16 protein-coding genes and 1 pseudogene are annotated in these 16,551 nt (G+C 69.4%); 16 read left to right on the forward strand and 1 reads right to left on the reverse strand.

Going from position 1 to position 16,551, the window contains the following annotated elements:
* The first annotated feature begins 6 nt into the window (after positions 1-6).
* The 16 genes and pseudogenes from pafA to AB0E78_RS20645 all read left to right on the forward strand — a co-directional run bounded on the left by pafA (position 7) and on the right by AB0E78_RS20645 (position 15,572).
* A complete protein-coding gene (gene pafA, locus AB0E78_RS20570) occupies positions 7-1,368 on the forward strand; it encodes a Pup--protein ligase (protein ID WP_135334215.1) in 1,362 nt (453 codons plus the stop codon).
* 130 nt (positions 1,369-1,498) lie between these two features.
* A complete protein-coding gene (locus AB0E78_RS20575) occupies positions 1,499-2,500 on the forward strand; it encodes an FKBP-type peptidyl-prolyl cis-trans isomerase (protein ID WP_361834669.1) in 1,002 nt (333 codons plus the stop codon).
* Between the two features lie 43 nt (positions 2,501-2,543).
* Positions 2,544-2,918, forward strand: a complete 375-nt coding sequence (locus AB0E78_RS20580; protein ID WP_361834201.1) for an FKBP-type peptidyl-prolyl cis-trans isomerase — start codon at positions 2,544-2,546, stop codon at positions 2,916-2,918.
* 138 nt (positions 2,919-3,056) lie between these two features.
* The gene (locus tag AB0E78_RS20585; protein ID WP_361834203.1) at positions 3,057-4,010 is read left to right on the forward strand and encodes a WYL domain-containing protein; all 954 of its coding nucleotides are present in this window, start codon (positions 3,057-3,059) and stop codon (positions 4,008-4,010) included.
* 14 nt (positions 4,011-4,024) lie between these two features.
* Positions 4,025-5,023: a WYL domain-containing protein gene (locus tag AB0E78_RS20590; protein WP_361834205.1), complete on the forward strand. Its 999-nt coding sequence runs from the start codon at positions 4,025-4,027 to the stop codon at positions 5,021-5,023.
* Positions 5,024-5,052: 29 nt separating this feature from the next.
* Complete coding sequence (locus AB0E78_RS20595) at positions 5,053-5,286, forward strand: hypothetical protein (RefSeq protein WP_361834207.1); 234 nt, start codon at positions 5,053-5,055, stop codon at positions 5,284-5,286.
* Positions 5,287-5,295: 9 nt separating this feature from the next.
* Positions 5,296-5,493 carry a hypothetical protein gene (locus tag AB0E78_RS20600; RefSeq protein WP_361834209.1) on the forward strand — a complete coding sequence of 66 codons (198 nt, stop codon included), beginning with the start codon at positions 5,296-5,298 and terminating at the stop codon, positions 5,491-5,493.
* Positions 5,494-5,742: 249 nt separating this feature from the next.
* The gene (gene tatA, locus AB0E78_RS20605; RefSeq protein ID WP_361834211.1) at positions 5,743-6,036 is read left to right on the forward strand and encodes a Sec-independent protein translocase subunit TatA; all 294 of its coding nucleotides are present in this window, start codon (positions 5,743-5,745) and stop codon (positions 6,034-6,036) included.
* Positions 6,037-6,083: 47 nt separating this feature from the next.
* Complete coding sequence (gene tatC, locus AB0E78_RS20610; RefSeq protein ID WP_361834213.1) at positions 6,084-7,046, forward strand: twin-arginine translocase subunit TatC; 963 nt, start codon at positions 6,084-6,086, stop codon at positions 7,044-7,046.
* 43 nt (positions 7,047-7,089) lie between these two features.
* A pseudogene (locus AB0E78_RS20615) lies at positions 7,090-7,735 on the forward strand (diacylglycerol kinase family protein).
* Between the two features lie 52 nt (positions 7,736-7,787).
* On the forward strand, positions 7,788-10,598 hold the full coding sequence (locus AB0E78_RS20620) for a DEAD/DEAH box helicase (protein ID WP_361834216.1): 2,811 nt from the start codon (positions 7,788-7,790) through the stop codon (positions 10,596-10,598).
* A 410-nt stretch (positions 10,599-11,008) separates the two neighbouring features.
* Positions 11,009-12,646 carry an ATP-binding protein gene (locus tag AB0E78_RS20625; RefSeq protein ID WP_361834219.1) on the forward strand — a complete coding sequence of 546 codons (1,638 nt, stop codon included), beginning with the start codon at positions 11,009-11,011 and terminating at the stop codon, positions 12,644-12,646.
* The gene (locus tag AB0E78_RS20630; protein WP_361834221.1) at positions 12,643-13,050 is read left to right on the forward strand and encodes a roadblock/LC7 domain-containing protein; all 408 of its coding nucleotides are present in this window, start codon (positions 12,643-12,645) and stop codon (positions 13,048-13,050) included. The genes AB0E78_RS20625 and AB0E78_RS20630 overlap by 4 nt, the downstream gene beginning before the upstream one ends.
* Entirely contained in the window at positions 13,047-13,454 is a 408-nt protein-coding gene (locus AB0E78_RS20635; RefSeq protein WP_361834223.1) for a DUF742 domain-containing protein, read from the forward strand. Before AB0E78_RS20630 ends, AB0E78_RS20635 begins: the two co-directional genes overlap by 4 nt.
* On the forward strand, positions 13,435-14,049 hold the full coding sequence (locus tag AB0E78_RS20640) for an ATP/GTP-binding protein (RefSeq protein WP_361834226.1): 615 nt from the start codon (positions 13,435-13,437) through the stop codon (positions 14,047-14,049). The genes AB0E78_RS20635 and AB0E78_RS20640 overlap by 20 nt, the downstream gene beginning before the upstream one ends.
* 65 nt (positions 14,050-14,114) lie before the next feature.
* Complete coding sequence (locus AB0E78_RS20645; protein WP_361834671.1) at positions 14,115-15,572, forward strand: cytochrome P450; 1,458 nt, start codon at positions 14,115-14,117, stop codon at positions 15,570-15,572.
* On the opposite strand, the gene AB0E78_RS20650 is transcribed toward AB0E78_RS20645, so the two are convergent.
* Positions 15,566-16,468 (reverse strand): RluA family pseudouridine synthase, encoded by a 903-nt coding sequence (locus AB0E78_RS20650; RefSeq protein WP_361834673.1) that lies wholly within the window; start codon positions 16,466-16,468, stop codon positions 15,566-15,568. The genes AB0E78_RS20645 and AB0E78_RS20650 overlap by 7 nt on opposite strands.
* Positions 16,469-16,551: the final 83 nt, after the last annotated feature.

Below are 16,551 nucleotides of genomic sequence, written 5' to 3' on the forward strand. Positions count from 1 at the left end.
TCAGTCATGGACCGCCGCATTTTCGGGCTGGAGAATGAGTACGGCGTCACGTGCACGTTTAGGGGACAGCGCCGTCTGTCGCCTGACGAGGTGGCGCGCTACCTCTTCCGCCGTGTTGTCTCATGGGGCCGCAGCAGCAACGTCTTTCTGCGGAACGGCGCCCGCCTCTATCTTGACGTCGGGTCACATCCGGAATACGCAACACCGGAATGTGACAACGTGACCGAACTGGTCACGCACGACAAGGCGGGCGAGCGCATTCTGGAAGGCCTGCTCGTCGACGCCGAACGCCGCCTGCACGAGGAGGGAATCGCGGGCGACGTCTATCTCTTCAAGAACAACACCGACTCGGCGGGAAACTCGTACGGGTGCCACGAGAACTATCTGGTGGCCCGGCACGGGGAGTTCTCGCGGCTCGCGGACATCCTCATTCCCTTCCTCGTCACGCGACAGCTGCTGTGCGGCGCGGGCAAGGTGCTGCAGACTCCACGCGGCGCCGTGTACTGCGTCAGTCAGCGTGCCGAGCACATCTGGGAAGGGGTCTCCTCCGCGACCACCCGCTCCCGGCCGATCATCAACACCCGCGACGAACCGCACGCGGACGCCGAGCGCTACCGCCGGCTGCACGTCATCGTCGGCGACTCGAACATGTCCGAGACGACCATGCTCCTGAAGGTCGGCGCCACCGACCTCGTCCTGCGCATGATCGAAGCGGGCACGGTGATGCGGGACCTGACCCTGGAGAACCCGATCCGGGCGATCCGCGAGGTCAGCCACGACATCACGGGCCGCCGCAAGGTGCGTCTGGCCAGTGGCCGCGAGGCCTCCGCCCTCGAAGTGCAGCGCGAGTACTACGAGAAGGCCGTGGACTTCGTGGAGCGCCGCGGCATCCGCACGGGCACCGTCGAGCAGGTCCTCGAACTGTGGGGCCGCACGCTCGACGCGATCGAGGCCGAGGACCTCGACCGCATCGGCACCGAGATCGACTGGGTCATGAAGTACAAGCTCATCGAGCGGTACCGAGCAAAGAACAACATGACCATGTCGCACCCCCGGGTCGCGCAGATAGACCTCGCCTATCACGACATCCACCGCCGTCGTGGGCTGTACTACCTCCTGGAGAGGAAGGGCCAAGCCGCCCGCATCTGCAACGACTTGAAGATCTTCGAGGGCAAGTCGGTGCCGCCGCAGACGACCCGCGCGCGGCTGCGCGGGGACTTCATCCGCAGGGCCCAGGAGCAGCGCCGCGACTTCACGGTCGACTGGGTGCACCTGAAGCTCAACGACCAGGCACAGCGCACGGTGTTGTGCAAGGACCCCTTCCGGTCGGTGGACGACCGGGTGGAGAAACTGATCGCCGGCATGTAACCCCCGATACAGGAGGTGCGTTGCGGGAACGCAACGCGGGGCGCCGTACGTTCCTCGTACGGCGCCCTTCTCCATGCGTAGAGTTGCGCGCACGCCAACCGACAAGATCGACCGATACGAGGCCCCCACCGTGCGCCGACGCTCACTTCTGCTTGCTGTTCCGGCCGGCCTGCTCACCCTGGCCGGGTGTGGTGACGACAAAAAGGCCGACAAGGCCAAGTCCAGCGACACCCCGTCCCCCGCGAACTCCTCCTCGGCCGCGCCGACGGCCAAGATCGTGGACGGGCCCCTGCCCGAGATCACGAAGGGGACGAAGTTCGGCCAGAAGCCGACCGTCGCGAAGGGGCCCGGCAAGCCGTCCTCCGACCTCGCGGTCAAGACCCTGGTCGAGGGCAAGGGCGACGAGGTGAAGAAGGGCGACTACCTCCAGGCCAACTACCTCGGCCAGATCTGGGCCACGGCCAAGGTCTTCGACAACTCGTACGACCGCGGCAACCCCACGGTCTTCCCGATCGGTGTCGGTCAGGTCATCCCCGGCTGGGACCAGGCCCTCGTGGGCAAGAAGCTCGACAGCCGCGTGCAGCTCGCCATCCCGCCGAAGATGGGTTACGGCACGGAGGGCAACAAGCAGGCGGGCATCAAGGGCGACGACACGCTGGTCTTCGTCGTCGACCTGGTGGGCACCTTCAGCGCCAAGAGCTCCGCCAAGGGCAAGGAGGTCGCGCAGTCCAACATCGACCTCCCCAAGGTCGGCACGAACACGGACGGCAAGGCCCCCTCGGTCGACGTCCCCAAGAAGGACGCCCCGAAGAAGCTCGTCGCGAACTACATCCTCGAGGGCGACGGGGAAGAGATCAAGGCGACCGACAGCCTCCTGTGCCAGTACAAGGGCGTGCTGTGGGCCGACGGCAAGGAGTTCGACTCCTCGTACAAGAGGAACGAGCTCGCCTCGTTCCAGCTGGCGCAGGTCGTCAAGGGCTGGGCGCAGGGCCTGACCGGCAAGAAGGTCGGCAGCCGCGTCCTGGTCGTCGTCCCGCCGAAGCTTGGGTACGGTGACAAGCCGCCGCAGGGCAGCCCCATCAAGAAGGACTCCACGCTGGTCTTCACCGTGGACATCCTCGCGAAGATGTAACACTGTCCCGGCAGGCCATTCGTATCAAAGCAGGAGCATTGACGTGAGCATCGAGAAGCCCGAGATCGACTTCCCCGACGGCCCGGTCCCGACCGACCTCGAGATCGTGGACATCTGGGAGGGCGACGGCCCGGAGGCCAAGGCGGGCGACACCGTCCAGGTTCACTACGTGGGTGTCTCCTTCTCCAGCGGTGAAGAGTTCGACGCGTCCTGGAACCGCGGCAACCCGCTCGCGTTCCAGCTGGGTGCCGGTCAGGTCATCGCGGGCTGGGACCAGGGTGTCCAGGGCATGAAGGTCGGCGGCCGCCGCAAGCTGACCATCCCGTCGCACCTCGCGTACGGCGAGCGTGGCGCCGGTGGCGGCGCCATCAAGCCCGGCGAGACGCTGATCTTCGTCTGCGACCTCATCGCCGTCTGAGCGACGTCCGGGGCCAGGGTCCGACCGGACCTGCCCACCGAGGGTCCATGCCTGTCCCGGCATGGGCCCTCGGCTTTTGCCCGGACACCCCGGGGCGGTACGGTCGGCGGTCGGAAGCACTGTTGAGAAAGGGCGTCGATGGCGATTGCCAAGGCCGAGCGGCTGATGAACCTGGCGCTGTGTCTGCTCGGGACGCGACGGCCGCTCAGCAAGCGCGAGCTGCGCGAGTCCATCGAGGCCTATCTGGAGGCGGGGTCGGACGACTCCTTCAACCGGATGTTCGAGCGCGACAAGGACGATCTGCGCGAACTCGGCCTGGTCATCGAGACGGTGGAGAACCTCGACGGCGAGGTCGGCTACCTCGCGCGCCGCGACAGCAACCGCCTCCCGCCCATCACCATCGACGCCGAGGAAGCCGCCGCGCTCGGCCTCGCCGCCAAGGTCTGGCAGCAGGCCCGCCTCGCCGGAGCCGCCAGCGGCGCCCTGCAGAAGCTGCGCGCCGCCGGACTGCCCGAGGACGTGGACCCGTACGAGGCGCACAGCGCCCTCGAACCACGCATCCCCGTGCACGAGGCGTCCTTCGAGCCGCTGATGCTCGCCTGCCGCGACCGGCGCCCCGTCGTCTTCGACTACCGCAAGGCCACCGCGGCCCGGCCCGAGCCCCGCCACGTCGAGCCGTGGGCGCTCGAATGCTGGCGCGGCCACTGGTACCTCGCGGGCTGGGACCGTGACCGCGGCGCCGAGCGCGTCTTCCGGCTCTCCCGCATCACCGGGAAGGTCCGCGCCCGCGCCGGCAAGTTCACCGCCGAGATCCCCGATGTGGTCACGGTGCGCGAGACCGTCGCGAGCTGGGCGGGGGAGAGCGCCGACCGCTCCGCCCTGATCCGCCTGCGCACGGGCGCGGGCTATCCGCTGCGCGCCAAGGCCGCCCACATACGTGAAGTGGGCGAGGGGTGGGACGAGTTGGAGATTCCGTACGGGCACGGGCTGGACGCCTGGCTGGTGGAGTTCGGGCCCGACGTGGTGGTCCTGGAGCCCGCGGAACTGCGGGCCGACGTGGTGGACCGGCTGCGCGCCGTGGCCAAGGGCTGAGGGGACGTACAACCATGGCCTCGAACGCCATCGACCAGACCCGGCGGATGCTCTCCCTGGTGACCTATCTGCGGGAGCGCCCCGGCGCCCACGTCAGCGACGTCGCCCGCGCCTTCGGCATCACCGAGGACGAACTGATCTCCGACCTGGACGTGCTGCCGCTGTGCGGGACCAGCTTCCGCGGCGGCGACCTCCTGGACATCGACACCGACGGCGACCGCATCTGGTGGCACAACCCGGACGACGTGGCGGCCCCCCTGCGGCTCGCCGCCGACGAGGCCACCGCGCTCCTGGTGGCCGCCCGCGCGGTCTCCACGCTGCCGGGGCTGCGCGAGAGCGACCGGCAGGCGCTGGTGCGCGCCACCGCGAAGCTGGAGACGGCGGCCGGCGAGAACGCGGGCGCCAGCGCGCGGCTCTCGGTGACCTTTGAGTCCGAGGGCGGCGTCTTCGCCGACGTCGACCGTGCCATCTCCGAGCGGCGCCGGCTCTGGCTGCGCTACTACTCGCCCGCGCGCGACGAGCTCACCGAGCGCGAGGTCGACCCGATCCGGCTCTTCGCCGTCGGGCACACGTACATGGAGGCGTGGTGCTACCTCTCCGAGGCGCGCCGCACCTTCCGCCTCGACCGGGTCGCCGAGATCAGGATCATGGACGAGCCGTCGTCGCCGCCGGAGGTCGAACTGCGCGACCTCTCCGAGGGGCTCGTGCAGCCCGCGGCGGAGGACCCCGAGGTGGTCATCGAGGTCGGGCCCGGCGGCCGCTGGGTCGCCGAGTACTACCCCCACGACAGCGCCGAGGAGCTCCCCGACGGCGGCCTGCGGATCACTCTGCGGACCCCGGACCCCACCTCGCTGCGCAGGCTCGCGCTGCGGCTCGGCGGGGACGGGCACATCGTCTCCCCGGCGGATCTCGCGGACAGCGCACGGCTGGCGGCACGCGAGGCGCTCGCGGCCTATGACGAGCACGACACACACCCCGGCGGGTCGTACGACAGGCAGGAGCAAGGGCGTTGAACACCAGTATCTTGTCCGAGATTCCCGGAATGTCGAGAATCGCCCCTGTGCTCTTCAAGGCCGCGTGCCCCGACTGCCGCGCCCGCTTCGAGCTCTCCGCGGGAGCCCTGCGGTTGGCCATCGGCGCCTCGGCCCGCACCACCTTCTACTCGTTCACCTGCCCCGAGTGCGGGACCGCGGTGCGCAAGCCCGCGGGCGAGCGCATCGTCGAACTGCTCACCGGCGGCGGGGTGCGGACACTGCGTCTGCACTCGACCGTCTAGGCTCGGCGCATGTTCTGGGCGATGCTGGCGATTGCCGCGGGGTTCTGTGGCCTCGCCGTGCTCGGCGTACTGGCGATTCGGGTCTTCATCGAGGCGCAGCGCCTCAGCACTCAAGTGACGCAGACCACGCAGCGCATCAATCGCGCGGCGGAAGATCTCGAGGCGGCGGCGACGGGTGTGGCCCGTGCTGGTCGAGATGTCCTGTAGATCCTGTGTGTTCCGCAGATACCGCTGAGGCGCGCATCGACGCCGCGGCCTGTCAACTTCCCTTGTCCGGAAGGTACGCTGCTCAAGTGGCCCGGAGTGCGAGGCGCGGGCCGCAACTGGGAGTACGCACAGGGATTGCCCTGCGTTCACCCCTGAGCGTTACGATCGCTGCCAGCACGGTGGCCGGACAGCAAGTCCGGCCTGTCCGGCAGCCCCGCCCCTGCCGCCTCGGTGAGAAGGTAAAGACCTATGTTCGGAAAGATCGGCGCCCCCGAGATCATTCTCATTCTCGTCGTCATCGTTCTGCTGTTCGGCGCGAAGAAGCTTCCCGACATGGCCCGGTCGCTCGGCAAGTCCGCGCGCATCCTCAAGAGCGAGGCCAAGGCGATGAAGTCGGACGGGAAGAAGGACGAGGCCGCCCCGGCCGACCCGCCCACCGACTCCACCGCCACCGCTCAGCCGCGCACCATCCAGGCCGCACCCGGCGACGTGACCAGCTCGCGTCCGGTCACCGAGCCCACCGACAGCACCACGAAGCGCTGATCCAAGGCCGGCGACGGCCGGCCTGCCGCACGAGATGAGGACGTGGGTTGCTCAAGTCTGCCCGCAAGAAGGAACAGGATCCCGAGGGGCGGATGCCTCTTGCGGAGCACCTGCGTGAGCTGCGCAACCGACTGGCCAAAGCCGTGCTGGCCATCATCGTCGTCGCGATCGTCGCCGCCTTCTTCTACAAGGACATCATCGAGTTCTTCACGAACCCGATCCTGAGCTCCGTAGGGTGCGAGTCCAGCTTCGCCGAGCTGGCGGAGAAGGGCGGCGAGGAGACCTGCGCACGCATCGTCCTGAACGGCCTGCTCACGCCGTTCACACTCGCCCTGAAGATCTCCCTCATGGCCGGAGTGGTGCTCGCGTCCCCGGTCTGGCTCTACCAGCTGTGGGCCTTCGTGGCCCCCGGCCTGCACAAGAGCGAGAAGAAGTACGCCTACGGCTTCGTCGCCGCCGGCTTCCCGCTCTTCCTGGGCGGCGGCTTCTTCGCGTACAAGACGCTGCCGACGATGGCGCGCGTGCTGCTCGAGTTCTCCCCGGGCGGGGTGGACAACCAGCTGCCGCTCGACGAGCTGATCGACCTCGTCACCCGCATGGTGATCGTCTTCGGCCTCTCCTTCGAGATGCCGCTCCTGCTCGTGCTCCTGAACCTCACCGGCGTGCTCACCGGCAAGCGGATGCTCGGCTGGTGGCGCGGCATGATCATGGGCATCACGGTCTTCGCGGCCGTGGCGACGCCCAGCACCGACCCGCTCACCATGATCATGCTCGCCGGGCCGATCTGGGTGCTCTACTTCGCCGCCACCGCCTTCTCGCTCCTCAACGACCGCCGCAAGGCGAAGGTCGAGGCCGCGGGACCCGACGACGACGAGGCCTCCGACCTCGACCTGACCCCCGAGGACGTCGGCGCGATCGAACCCGTGTCCGCGAACAAGGCGCTCCCCGAGCAGGCCAGCGGCGACGGCGCGACCCGGGACCGGGTCAACGGTTTCGACGACGTGACCTGACCTTGTAGGGTCCTCCCTCACACTCTGTCCGGGGGGACCCCTAGTGACCAGCGAGATCACTCTCTTCGTCAATCCCACCGCGGGACGCGGCCGGGGCGCCCACGCCGCGCAGCCGGCCGCTTCCGCGTTGCGGGCCGCCGGCCACTCCGTGCGCACCGTCATCGGCGAGGACTCCGCCGACGCACTGCGCCGCGCGCGCGACGCCGTCGGTGCCGGTACGCGCGCCCTCATCGCCGTCGGCGGTGACGGCATGGCCAGCCTCGCGCTGCAGGCCGTCGCGGGGACGGACACACCCCTGGGGGTGATCGCCGTGGGCACCGGAAACGACTTCGCACGTGCCCTCGGGCTCCCGGTGCGCGATCCGGCCGCCGCGGGGGCGGTCATCGCCGACGCGCTCGACGCGGGGCGCACACGCGACGTCGACCTCGGCCGGGTGGGCAAGACCTGGTTCGGCACGGTCCTCGCCGCCGGCTTCGACTCGCGGGTCAACGACCGGGGCAACCGGATGCGAGGGCACGCACCTCCACCACCCCAAGGTCACCGTGTTCCGGGCCTCGAAGGTGGAGCTCGCCGCCCCCGGAGTCACCGGATACGCGGACGGGGAGCAGCTCGGCGGGCTCCCGCTGACGGCGGAGTGCGTACCCGGCGCCGTGCGGATCCTGGGACCCGAGGGGCCGCGGGAACGGTAAGACAGATAATGATCGTCCGTTGTCAGTGGTGGCCGGTAGTCTCGAAAGCACGATGACAGAGGACCTCTCACCGGCCGAGCGGTACGCGGCGGCGCGCGAGCGCGCTGTCGAGCAGGCCACAGCACTCGCCGGCTTCCGCGAGATGTACGAATTCGGCCTCGACCCCTTCCAGATCGACGCCTGCCGGGCGCTCGAGGCGGGCAAGGGTGTGCTCGTGGCCGCCCCCACGGGCTCGGGCAAGACGATCGTCGGCGAGTTCGCCGTGCACCTGGCCCTGCTGCAGGGCAAGAAATGCTTCTACACCACGCCGATCAAGGCGCTCTCCAACCAGAAGTACGCCGACCTCGCCAAGAGATACGGCGCGGACAAGGTCGGTCTGCTGACCGGCGACAACAGCGTGAACTCCGATGCCCCGGTCGTCGTGATGACCACCGAAGTACTGCGGAACATGCTGTATTCGGGCTCGCAGTCCCTGCTGAACCTCGGCTATGTGGTGATGGACGAGGTGCACTACCTCTCCGACCGCTTCCGAGGCGCCGTCTGGGAAGAGGTGATCATCCACCTCCAGGAGTCGGTGACGCTGGTCTCCCTGTCGGCGACCGTCTCGAACGCCGAGGAGTTCGGCGACTGGCTCGACACCGTGCGCGGCGACACCCAGGTGATCGTCTCGGAGCACCGGCCCGTGCCCCTGTTCCAGCACGTCCTCGCCGGGCGCCGGATGTACGACCTCTTCGAGGAGGGCGAGGGCCAGCGCAAGGCCGTCAACCCCGACCTCACACGCATGGCGCGGATGGAGGCCAGCCGTTCGTACAACCCGCGTGACCGCCGCAAGGGCAAGATGGTCCGCGAGGCCGACCGCGAGCGCGAACGCCGACAGCGCTCGCGGATCTGGACGCCGGGCAGACCCGAGGTCATCGACCGGCTCGACTCCGAAGGGCTGCTGCCCGCCATCACGTTCATCTTCAGCCGCGCGGCCTGCGAGGCCGCCGTGCAGCAGTGCCTGCACGCGGGGCTGAGGCTGAACGACGAGGACGCGCGGATGCAGGTCCGCGAGATCGTCGAGGAGCGCACGGCCGCCATCCCCGACGAAGACCTGCACGTCCTCGGGTACTACGAATGGCTGGAAGGCCTGGAGCGCGGCATCGCCGCACACCACGCGGGCATGCTGCCGACCTTCAAGGAAGTCGTCGAGGAGCTCTTCGTCCGCGGCCTGGTGCGCGCCGTCTTCGCCACCGAGACCCTCGCCCTGGGCATCAACATGCCCGCGCGCAGTGTGGTGCTGGAGAAGCTCGTCAAGTGGAACGGCGAGCAGCACGCGGACATCACCCCCGGCGAGTACACGCAGCTGACCGGCCGTGCCGGGCGGCGCGGCATCGATGTCGAGGGCCATGCGGTCGTCCTGTGGCAGCGCGCCATGAGCCCGGAACACCTCGCGGGACTCGCCGGTACGCGCACCTACCCGCTGCGGTCCAGCTTCAAGCCGTCGTACAACATGGCGGTGAACCTGGTCGAGCAGTTCGGGCGGCACCGCTCGCGCGAGCTCCTGGAGACGTCCTTCGCGCAGTTCCAGGCCGACAAGTCCGTCGTCGGGATCTCCCGCCAGGTGCAGAAGAACGAAGAGGGACTCGAGGGGTACAAAGCCTCGATGACCTGCCACCTGGGCGACTTCGAGGAGTACGCCCGGCTGCGCCGCGAGCTGAAGGACCGGGAGACCGAGCTCGCCAAGCAGGGCGCCAACCAGCGCAGGGCGGCGGCCGCGACCGCCTTGGAGAAGCTCAAGCCCGGTGACGTCATCCACGTGCCGACCGGGAAGTACGCGGGCCTCGCGCTCGTCCTGGACCCGGGGCTTCCGGCGGGACGGGTCAACGGCCACCGCGGGCTGGAGCACCACGACGGGCCGAGGCCGCTGGTCCTCACCGCCGAGCGGCAGGTCAAGCGCCTTGCCTCGATGGACTTCCCGGTGCCGGTCGAGGCACTCGAGCGGATGCGCATCCCGAAGTCGTTCAACGCGCGCTCACCGCAGTCGCGCCGGGACCTGGCGTCCGCCCTGCGCACGAAGGCCGGTCACATCGTGCCGGAGCGGCACCGCAAGGGGCGCGCGGTTGCCGCCGACGACCGCGAGATCGCCCGGCTCCGTACGGAACTGCGGGCGCACCCCTGCCATGGGTGCGACGAGCGGGAGGACCACGCGCGGTGGGCCGAGCGCTTCTACCGCCTGCGGCGGGACACCGTGCAGCTGGAGCGGCGCATCGAAGGGCGCACGAACACCATCGCGCGGACCTTCGACCGCATCGTGGCGCTCCTCACCGAGATGGATTACCTCCGCGGCGACGAGGTCACCGAGAACGGCAAGCGGCTCGCCCGGCTCTATGGGGAGCTGGACCTCCTTGCGAGCGAATGCCTGCGGGACGGCGTATGGGAGGGCCTCAGCCCGGCCGAACTGGCCGCCTGCGTCTCGGCGTTGGTGTTCGAGGCCCGGATGGCGGACGACGCGCTCGCCCCCAAGCTGCCCAACGGCACGGTGAAGGCCGCTCTCGGCGAGATGGTGCGCATCTGGGGACGCCTCGACGCCCTGGAGGAAGAGTTCAAGATCAACCAGGCGGAAGGGGTCGGCCAGCGGGAGCCGGACCTCGGCTTCGCCTGGGCCGCGTACATGTGGGCGTCGGACAAGGGCCTCGACGAGGTGCTCCGGGAGATCGAGATGCCGGCCGGGGACTTCGTGCGATGGTGCAAGCAGGTGATCGACGTCCTCGGACAGATCTCGGCGGCCGCTCCCCGCGAGGGATCGACCGTGGCGAAGAATGCGCGTAAGGCTGTGGATCAGTTGCTGCGGGGCGTGGTGGCGTACAGCTCGGTCGGATGACAGATGACAGGTGACAGAAGCTGACATCTGACAACTGACGGCTGGCACCGGAGAGAGGGCGGGCCCGGGGGTTTCCACCCCCGGGCCCGCCCCTTTTCGTACCCAGACCCGCCTGTTCGACGCCATCACTCCACGTGTTCGATTGATCGCCACGCGTGCAAATGGGGCCGAGTGTATGCCTGTCGACGGGGTCGCGCAGAGCCTTGCTGAATATGACTCGGCGATGATTTCGGCCGACTAAGCTCGCCCGGAGCGCGGCGAGTTGAAACGAGTTGCGATAGATTCGCGCGCTTGTTCCCAAATCTTCAGCAAGTTCCCCTATGTCTTCCGTTCCCAACTCCCCGTAGGATCCCCACATTTCCCAGTACCACCCCCCATTCCCCCCCAAGACAAGTGTTCAGAGGGCATACATGGTGAGTGTTCAATCGCCTCCCGGTGGCCGAGAAGTCCCTTACGCACGCGTGCTGTTGCTGCCCGCCATGCTGATGGCCGCGGCCACCGGCGCCGCCGTGGCGGCGGTGACGGAACCCGCCCGCATCGCGGTGGGCTGGTGCGGTGCGATCGCGACCCTCGTCGTGGTCGCGGTCGGCACCGAAGCCGTGCGTCGCGGCCGGACCATCCGGGAGTTGCACACCCAGTACGCGCAGCGGCTCGCTCATCTCGAGCGCCGCATCGCATCCCATGACGATGAGACCGTCCGCCTGGGCAGGGAGATCATCCCCGAGGCCGTCTACCGGCTCCGGCAGGGCGAAGCACCCTCGGAAGTGATCCGCAATCTCGTCGACGGCGACGAGTCCTTCTCCGAACTCCCGCAGTCCCAGCGCAAGATGCTCCGGCATGTCCTTGACACCCTGGACACCGGAGAGGCGATGCGCGAGTCCTCGCAGCGCGCCTTCGTCAACATCGCCCGGCGCGTCCAGTCCATCGTCCATCAACAGTCCGCGGAACTGCGCGAGATGGAGGAGTTCCACGGCCGCAACCCCGAGGTCTTCGACGACCTCCTGCGCATCGACCACGGCACGGCACTGATCGGCCGCCTCGCCGACTCGATCACCGTCCTCGGCGGCGCCCGTCCAGGACGCCAATGGCCCAAGCCCGTACCGCTGTTCAGCGTGTTGCGCGGCGCCATGTCCCGAATCCTGGAGTACCAGCGCGTCGACCTGCACTCGATCGCCAAGGTCGCGATCCGCGGCACGTCCGTGGAACCGCTCATCCACGCCTGCGCCGAGCTGCTCGACAACGCCACCCGCTACTCCCCGCCGCAGACCCGCGTGCACGTCACCGCCGTCGAGGTGCAGACCGGCATCGCCATCGAGATCGAGGACGGCGGCGTCAGCCTCAGCGAGGAGGCGCGGGCACGGGCCGAGCGCATGCTCGCGCAGGCCCAGGCCGGCATCGACCTGAACGACCTCGGCGAGAGCCCGCGCCTGGGCATGGCCGTCGTGGGACGTCTCTCGCAGATGTACAACCTGCAGGTCTCGCTGCGGCAGTCCGCGTACGGCGGCGTCCGCGCGGTGCTCATCGTCCCGCGCGAGATGATCACCACCGGACCGGCCCCCGGCCTCGCCCACGGCATCGGCGCCTCCGCCGTGCCCCGGGTGAACGCCGAAGGCGTGCCCATCGAGGAGGCCCACGGCATCCGGCGCAAGAAGCCCCGCGTGATGACGGCCGGACCACCACTCTCCAAGTCGCTCGGCGCGGCCATGGCGGACGACATCCCCGAGGTCACCGAGTGGACGTCGAACGGCCTGCCGCAGCGCCGCAGCCGGGTCCACACCCCGCTCGCCGAGCGGCTGGCCCAGGAAGCCGCGGACGAGCGGTACGCGGCACAGCGCGCCCAGTACTCCCCGCAGGCCGCCGCACCGGTCGTACCCGAACCGGCGAAGAAAGAGGAGAAGGAACCCGGCCTCTGGATCGAGGCCTTCATGAAAGGCGTCAACGGCGACGACTCCGCAGCCGATGACCCGTTGTTCCCCAAGGGCCACAGCGAGAACGACCACGGCGCCGCCGACGGTGCCGACAACGCCGACGAGGGGGGCTGGAAGTGATCCAGCAACGGGCCAATTTCGACTGGATGCTCAAGGAGCTCGCCGACGGCGTGCCGCAGACCCGGCAGATCGTGGTGCTCTCCGCGGACGGCCTGCGCATCGCGCGCTACGGCGGAGACCCCGACGCCGCCGACCGGATCGCCGCCGCCTGCGCGGGACTTCAGTCCCTGGCCGCCGCGGTGGCCACCGAGATCCCGCGCAGCGACGGCGGGATGCGCATGGTGATCATCGAGGTCGACGGCGGTTACTTCTATCTGATGGCCGCGGGGGCCGGGGCGTACCTCGCCGTGCTCGCCGACGAGACCGTCGACGCGGGCCTCATCGGCAATCGCATGCGGGACCTGGTCGTCCGGATCGGCGCCCATCTGACGAGCCCGCCCCGTCGAGACGGGCAGGCCGTATGAATCCTCCGCAAGGCGAGAACCCCTCCCACCGAGACGACCCTCCCCACCGAGACGACCCTCCCCAACGGGAACGGCGCAGCCCGGAGAATCCCGAGCGGCTCTACATCCTGACCGGCGAGGACACGGAGCGGGCATCGCTCGACCTCGTCACGCTGATCGTCGCGCACGGCGAGGCATCGCCCACCGCCCAGCCCGAGCACTCCGTCGTCCTGCGGCTGTGCAGGACGCCGCTGTCCGTCGCCGAGCTCTCGGCGTATCTCGCGCTGCCGTTCAGCGTGGTGACCGTCCTGCTGACGAAGATGCTCGGGGCCGACCTGGTACAGGCGCGGGCGCCCATCGTCCGCTCCACGCTCCCCGATCGTTCCCTCCTCGAAGCGGTGATGCATGGACTTCAAAAGCTCTGACACGATCACCGGGCCCAGCAGCGATGAGGTCCTGCCGCACACGGCCACGGCCGCGGTGAAGATCGTGATCGTGGGCGGATTCGGCGTCGGCAAGACGACGATGGTCGGCTCGGTCAGCGAGATCCGTCCGCTGACCACCGAAGAGACCATGACCCAGGCCGGCATCGGCGTCGACGACAACTACGGCTCCGAGACCAAGACGGCCACCACCGTCGCGATGGACTTCGGCCGGATCAGCATCTCCGAAGAGCTGGTGCTCTATCTGTTCGGCACCCCGGGCCAGGAGCGCTTCTGGTTCCTGTGGAACGGCCTCTTCGAAGGGGCGCTCGGCGCGGTGGTCCTCCTCGACACCCGGCGCCTCGAAGTCAGCTTCGACGTGATCGGCCGCCTGGAGGAGCGCGGTGTGCCTTTCGTCGTCGCCGTCAACGACTTCCCCGACGCGCCCCATCACCCGATGGAGACGCTGCGCCGCGCCCTCGACCTGGACGAGGCGGTGCCGATGGTGAAGTGCGACGCCCGGCAGCGCGCATCGAGCCGGGACACCCTGCTGACCCTCATGCGGTACCTGCACGCCCTGACCGTGGCCCGCGTCTGACACCTCACCTCATCCGCAACCCCGGAGCGACGAACGTGACGACCCCTTCCCACTCCCGCCCCGGCATGGACGACCCCGCCATGCCCCCGCCCGGCTGCCCCGCGCACGGGCTCGGCCCCGGCGGCCTGCGCCGGCTCTACGGACCCGAGGCGGAAACCGACCTCGCGGGCCTCTACGAGAAGCTGCGCGCCGAGCACGGCGCGGTGGCCCCGGCCCTGCTGCACAACGACGTACCCATCTGGGCGGTCCTCGGCCACAGCGAGAACCTCCACATGGTCCGCACCCCCTCGCAGTACACCCGCGACTCGCGCCAGTGGCGGGCCGTGCAGGACGGTTCCATGGGACCGGACAACCCGCTCGCCCCCGTCGTGACCTGGCAGCCCATGGCCAGTTTCGTGGAGGGCGACGAACACCAGCGGCTGCGTGGCGCGGTCACCGGTGCCATGGCGGGCCTCGACCACCGGGGCATCCGCCGCTACATCAACCGCTACAGCAATCTCCTGCTCAACGACATCTGCCAGGACGGCAAGGCCGACCTCGTGAGCGGGTTCGCCGAGCATCTGCCGATGATGGTCATGTGCCATGTCCTCGGTATGCCCGAGGAGTACAACGAGCGGATCGTGCAGGCCGCACGCGACATGCTCCGGGGCACCGAGACCGCCATCGCCAGCAACGCGTACATCATGGACGCGCTGATGCGCCTGGTGGCGCGGCGCCGGGCGCAGGCCGAGGAGGACTTCACCAGCAACCTCATCGCACAGCCCCAGCAGCTGACCGACGAGGAGGTCGGCACGCACCTGCGGCTCGTGCTCATCGCCTCGTACGAGGCGACGGCCAACCTCATCGCGAACGCCCTGCGCATGGTCCTCACCGACCCGCGCTTCCGCGCTCAGCTCAGCGGTGGCCAGATGACGGTGCCGGAGGCGATCGAGCAGTCCCTGTGGGACGAGCCGCCGTTCAGCGCCATGGTCGGCTACTTCGCCAAGCAGGACACGCAGCTCGGCGGCCAGCAGATCAAGGCGGGCGACGGTCTGATCTTCGGCATCGCGCCGGGAAACGTGGATCCCGTCGTACGCCCCGATCTCGCCGCCAACATGCAGGGCAACCGCTCCCATCTGGCGTTCGGGGGCGGGCCGCACGAGTGTCCGGGGCAGGACATCGGCCGTGCCATCGCCGAAACCGGCGTGGATGCGCTGCTGATGCGCTTCCCGGACGTGGAACTCTCCGTCGAGGAACACGAGTTGAAGTGGACGTCGTCGATCCTCTCCGGGCATCTGGTGTCGCTTCCGGTGCAGTTCGCGCCGCGGCCTCCGCAGGACGTGATGGCGCGGCCCATGGCGCGGGTGCCGGGTGCGCGCAACGACTGGCATGTGTCGTCCCCCGCGCCGCGGCCCGCGCATCCCGCGACGCCGGCGCCCCAGCCCGTATCGCCGCCGCCCGCGCCGGAGTCCGCACCGGTGGTGGCACCGGTGCCGCGGCAGGGGGCGTGGCGGAGGCTGGTCACCTGGTGGCGCGGCTACTGACCGCCCGCTGAGCCGCTCTCCCACGTGTCGTACGAGGTCCAGGCGTCCAGTGCGCGGGCGCTGACGAAGCGGTGGTCGGCGCCCGTGACGGGGTCGGTGAACTCCAGTACGCGGGAGAGAAGTTGGAGGGGCCGCCGGAAGTCGTCCGGCGGCACCGGGCTCGCCACCACCGGGTAGACCGGATCGCCGAGGATCGGCAGGCCGAGCGCGTTCATGTGGACGCGCAGCTGGTGGGTGCGGCCGGTGTGCGGGGTGAGGCGGTAGCGCCCCAACGAGCCGTTGTGCTCGGCGAGTTCGATGCGGCTCTCGCTGTTGGGCTCGGCGCCGGGGACCTCGTACGCGGCGATGATGCCGCGCTCCTTGACGAGGTGGCTGCGCACGGTGCGGGGGAGTTCGGTTCGGGGGTCGTGGAGGGCCACGGCCTCGTACTCCTTGCGCACCCGGCGCTCGCCGAACAGCGTCTGGTACGCGCCGCGTTCCTCCGGCCGCACGGTGAAGAGGATGAGCCCGGCGGTGAGCCGGTCGAGGCGGTGCGCGGCGCCGAGCGCGGGGATGCCGAGGTCCCTGCGGAGGCGGGCGAGCGCGGTCTCGGTGACGTGGCTGCCGCGGGGTGTGGTGGCCAGGAAGTGCGGCTTGTCGGCGACGACGATGTGCTCGTCGCGGTACACGACGTCGATGCCGTACGGCACCGGGACCTCGTCCGGCAGATCCCGGTGGAACCACACGAAGGTGCTGGGCACGTACGGGGTGTCCGGCGTCACGGGAAGCCCGTCGACGCCGACGATCAGTCCGTCCCGCAGCATCCCGTCGATCACCCCGGGCCCAACCTTGAGCCGCTCGACGAGATGATCCCGCACGGTCGCCCACGCTCCGTCGGCGGGCAGCTTGACCCGCATGGGGTCGACGCCGTGCCGCTGCGGCAGGGGAGAGGGCGGAATGCGGGGCTTACGGGTCACAACCGGCAAGAGTACGGGGCGCC

Origin of the sequence: Streptomyces sp. NPDC032198 (assembly GCF_040636975.1) — a bacterium.
In the GTDB taxonomy this organism is placed as follows: domain Bacteria; phylum Actinomycetota; class Actinomycetes; order Streptomycetales; family Streptomycetaceae; genus Streptomyces.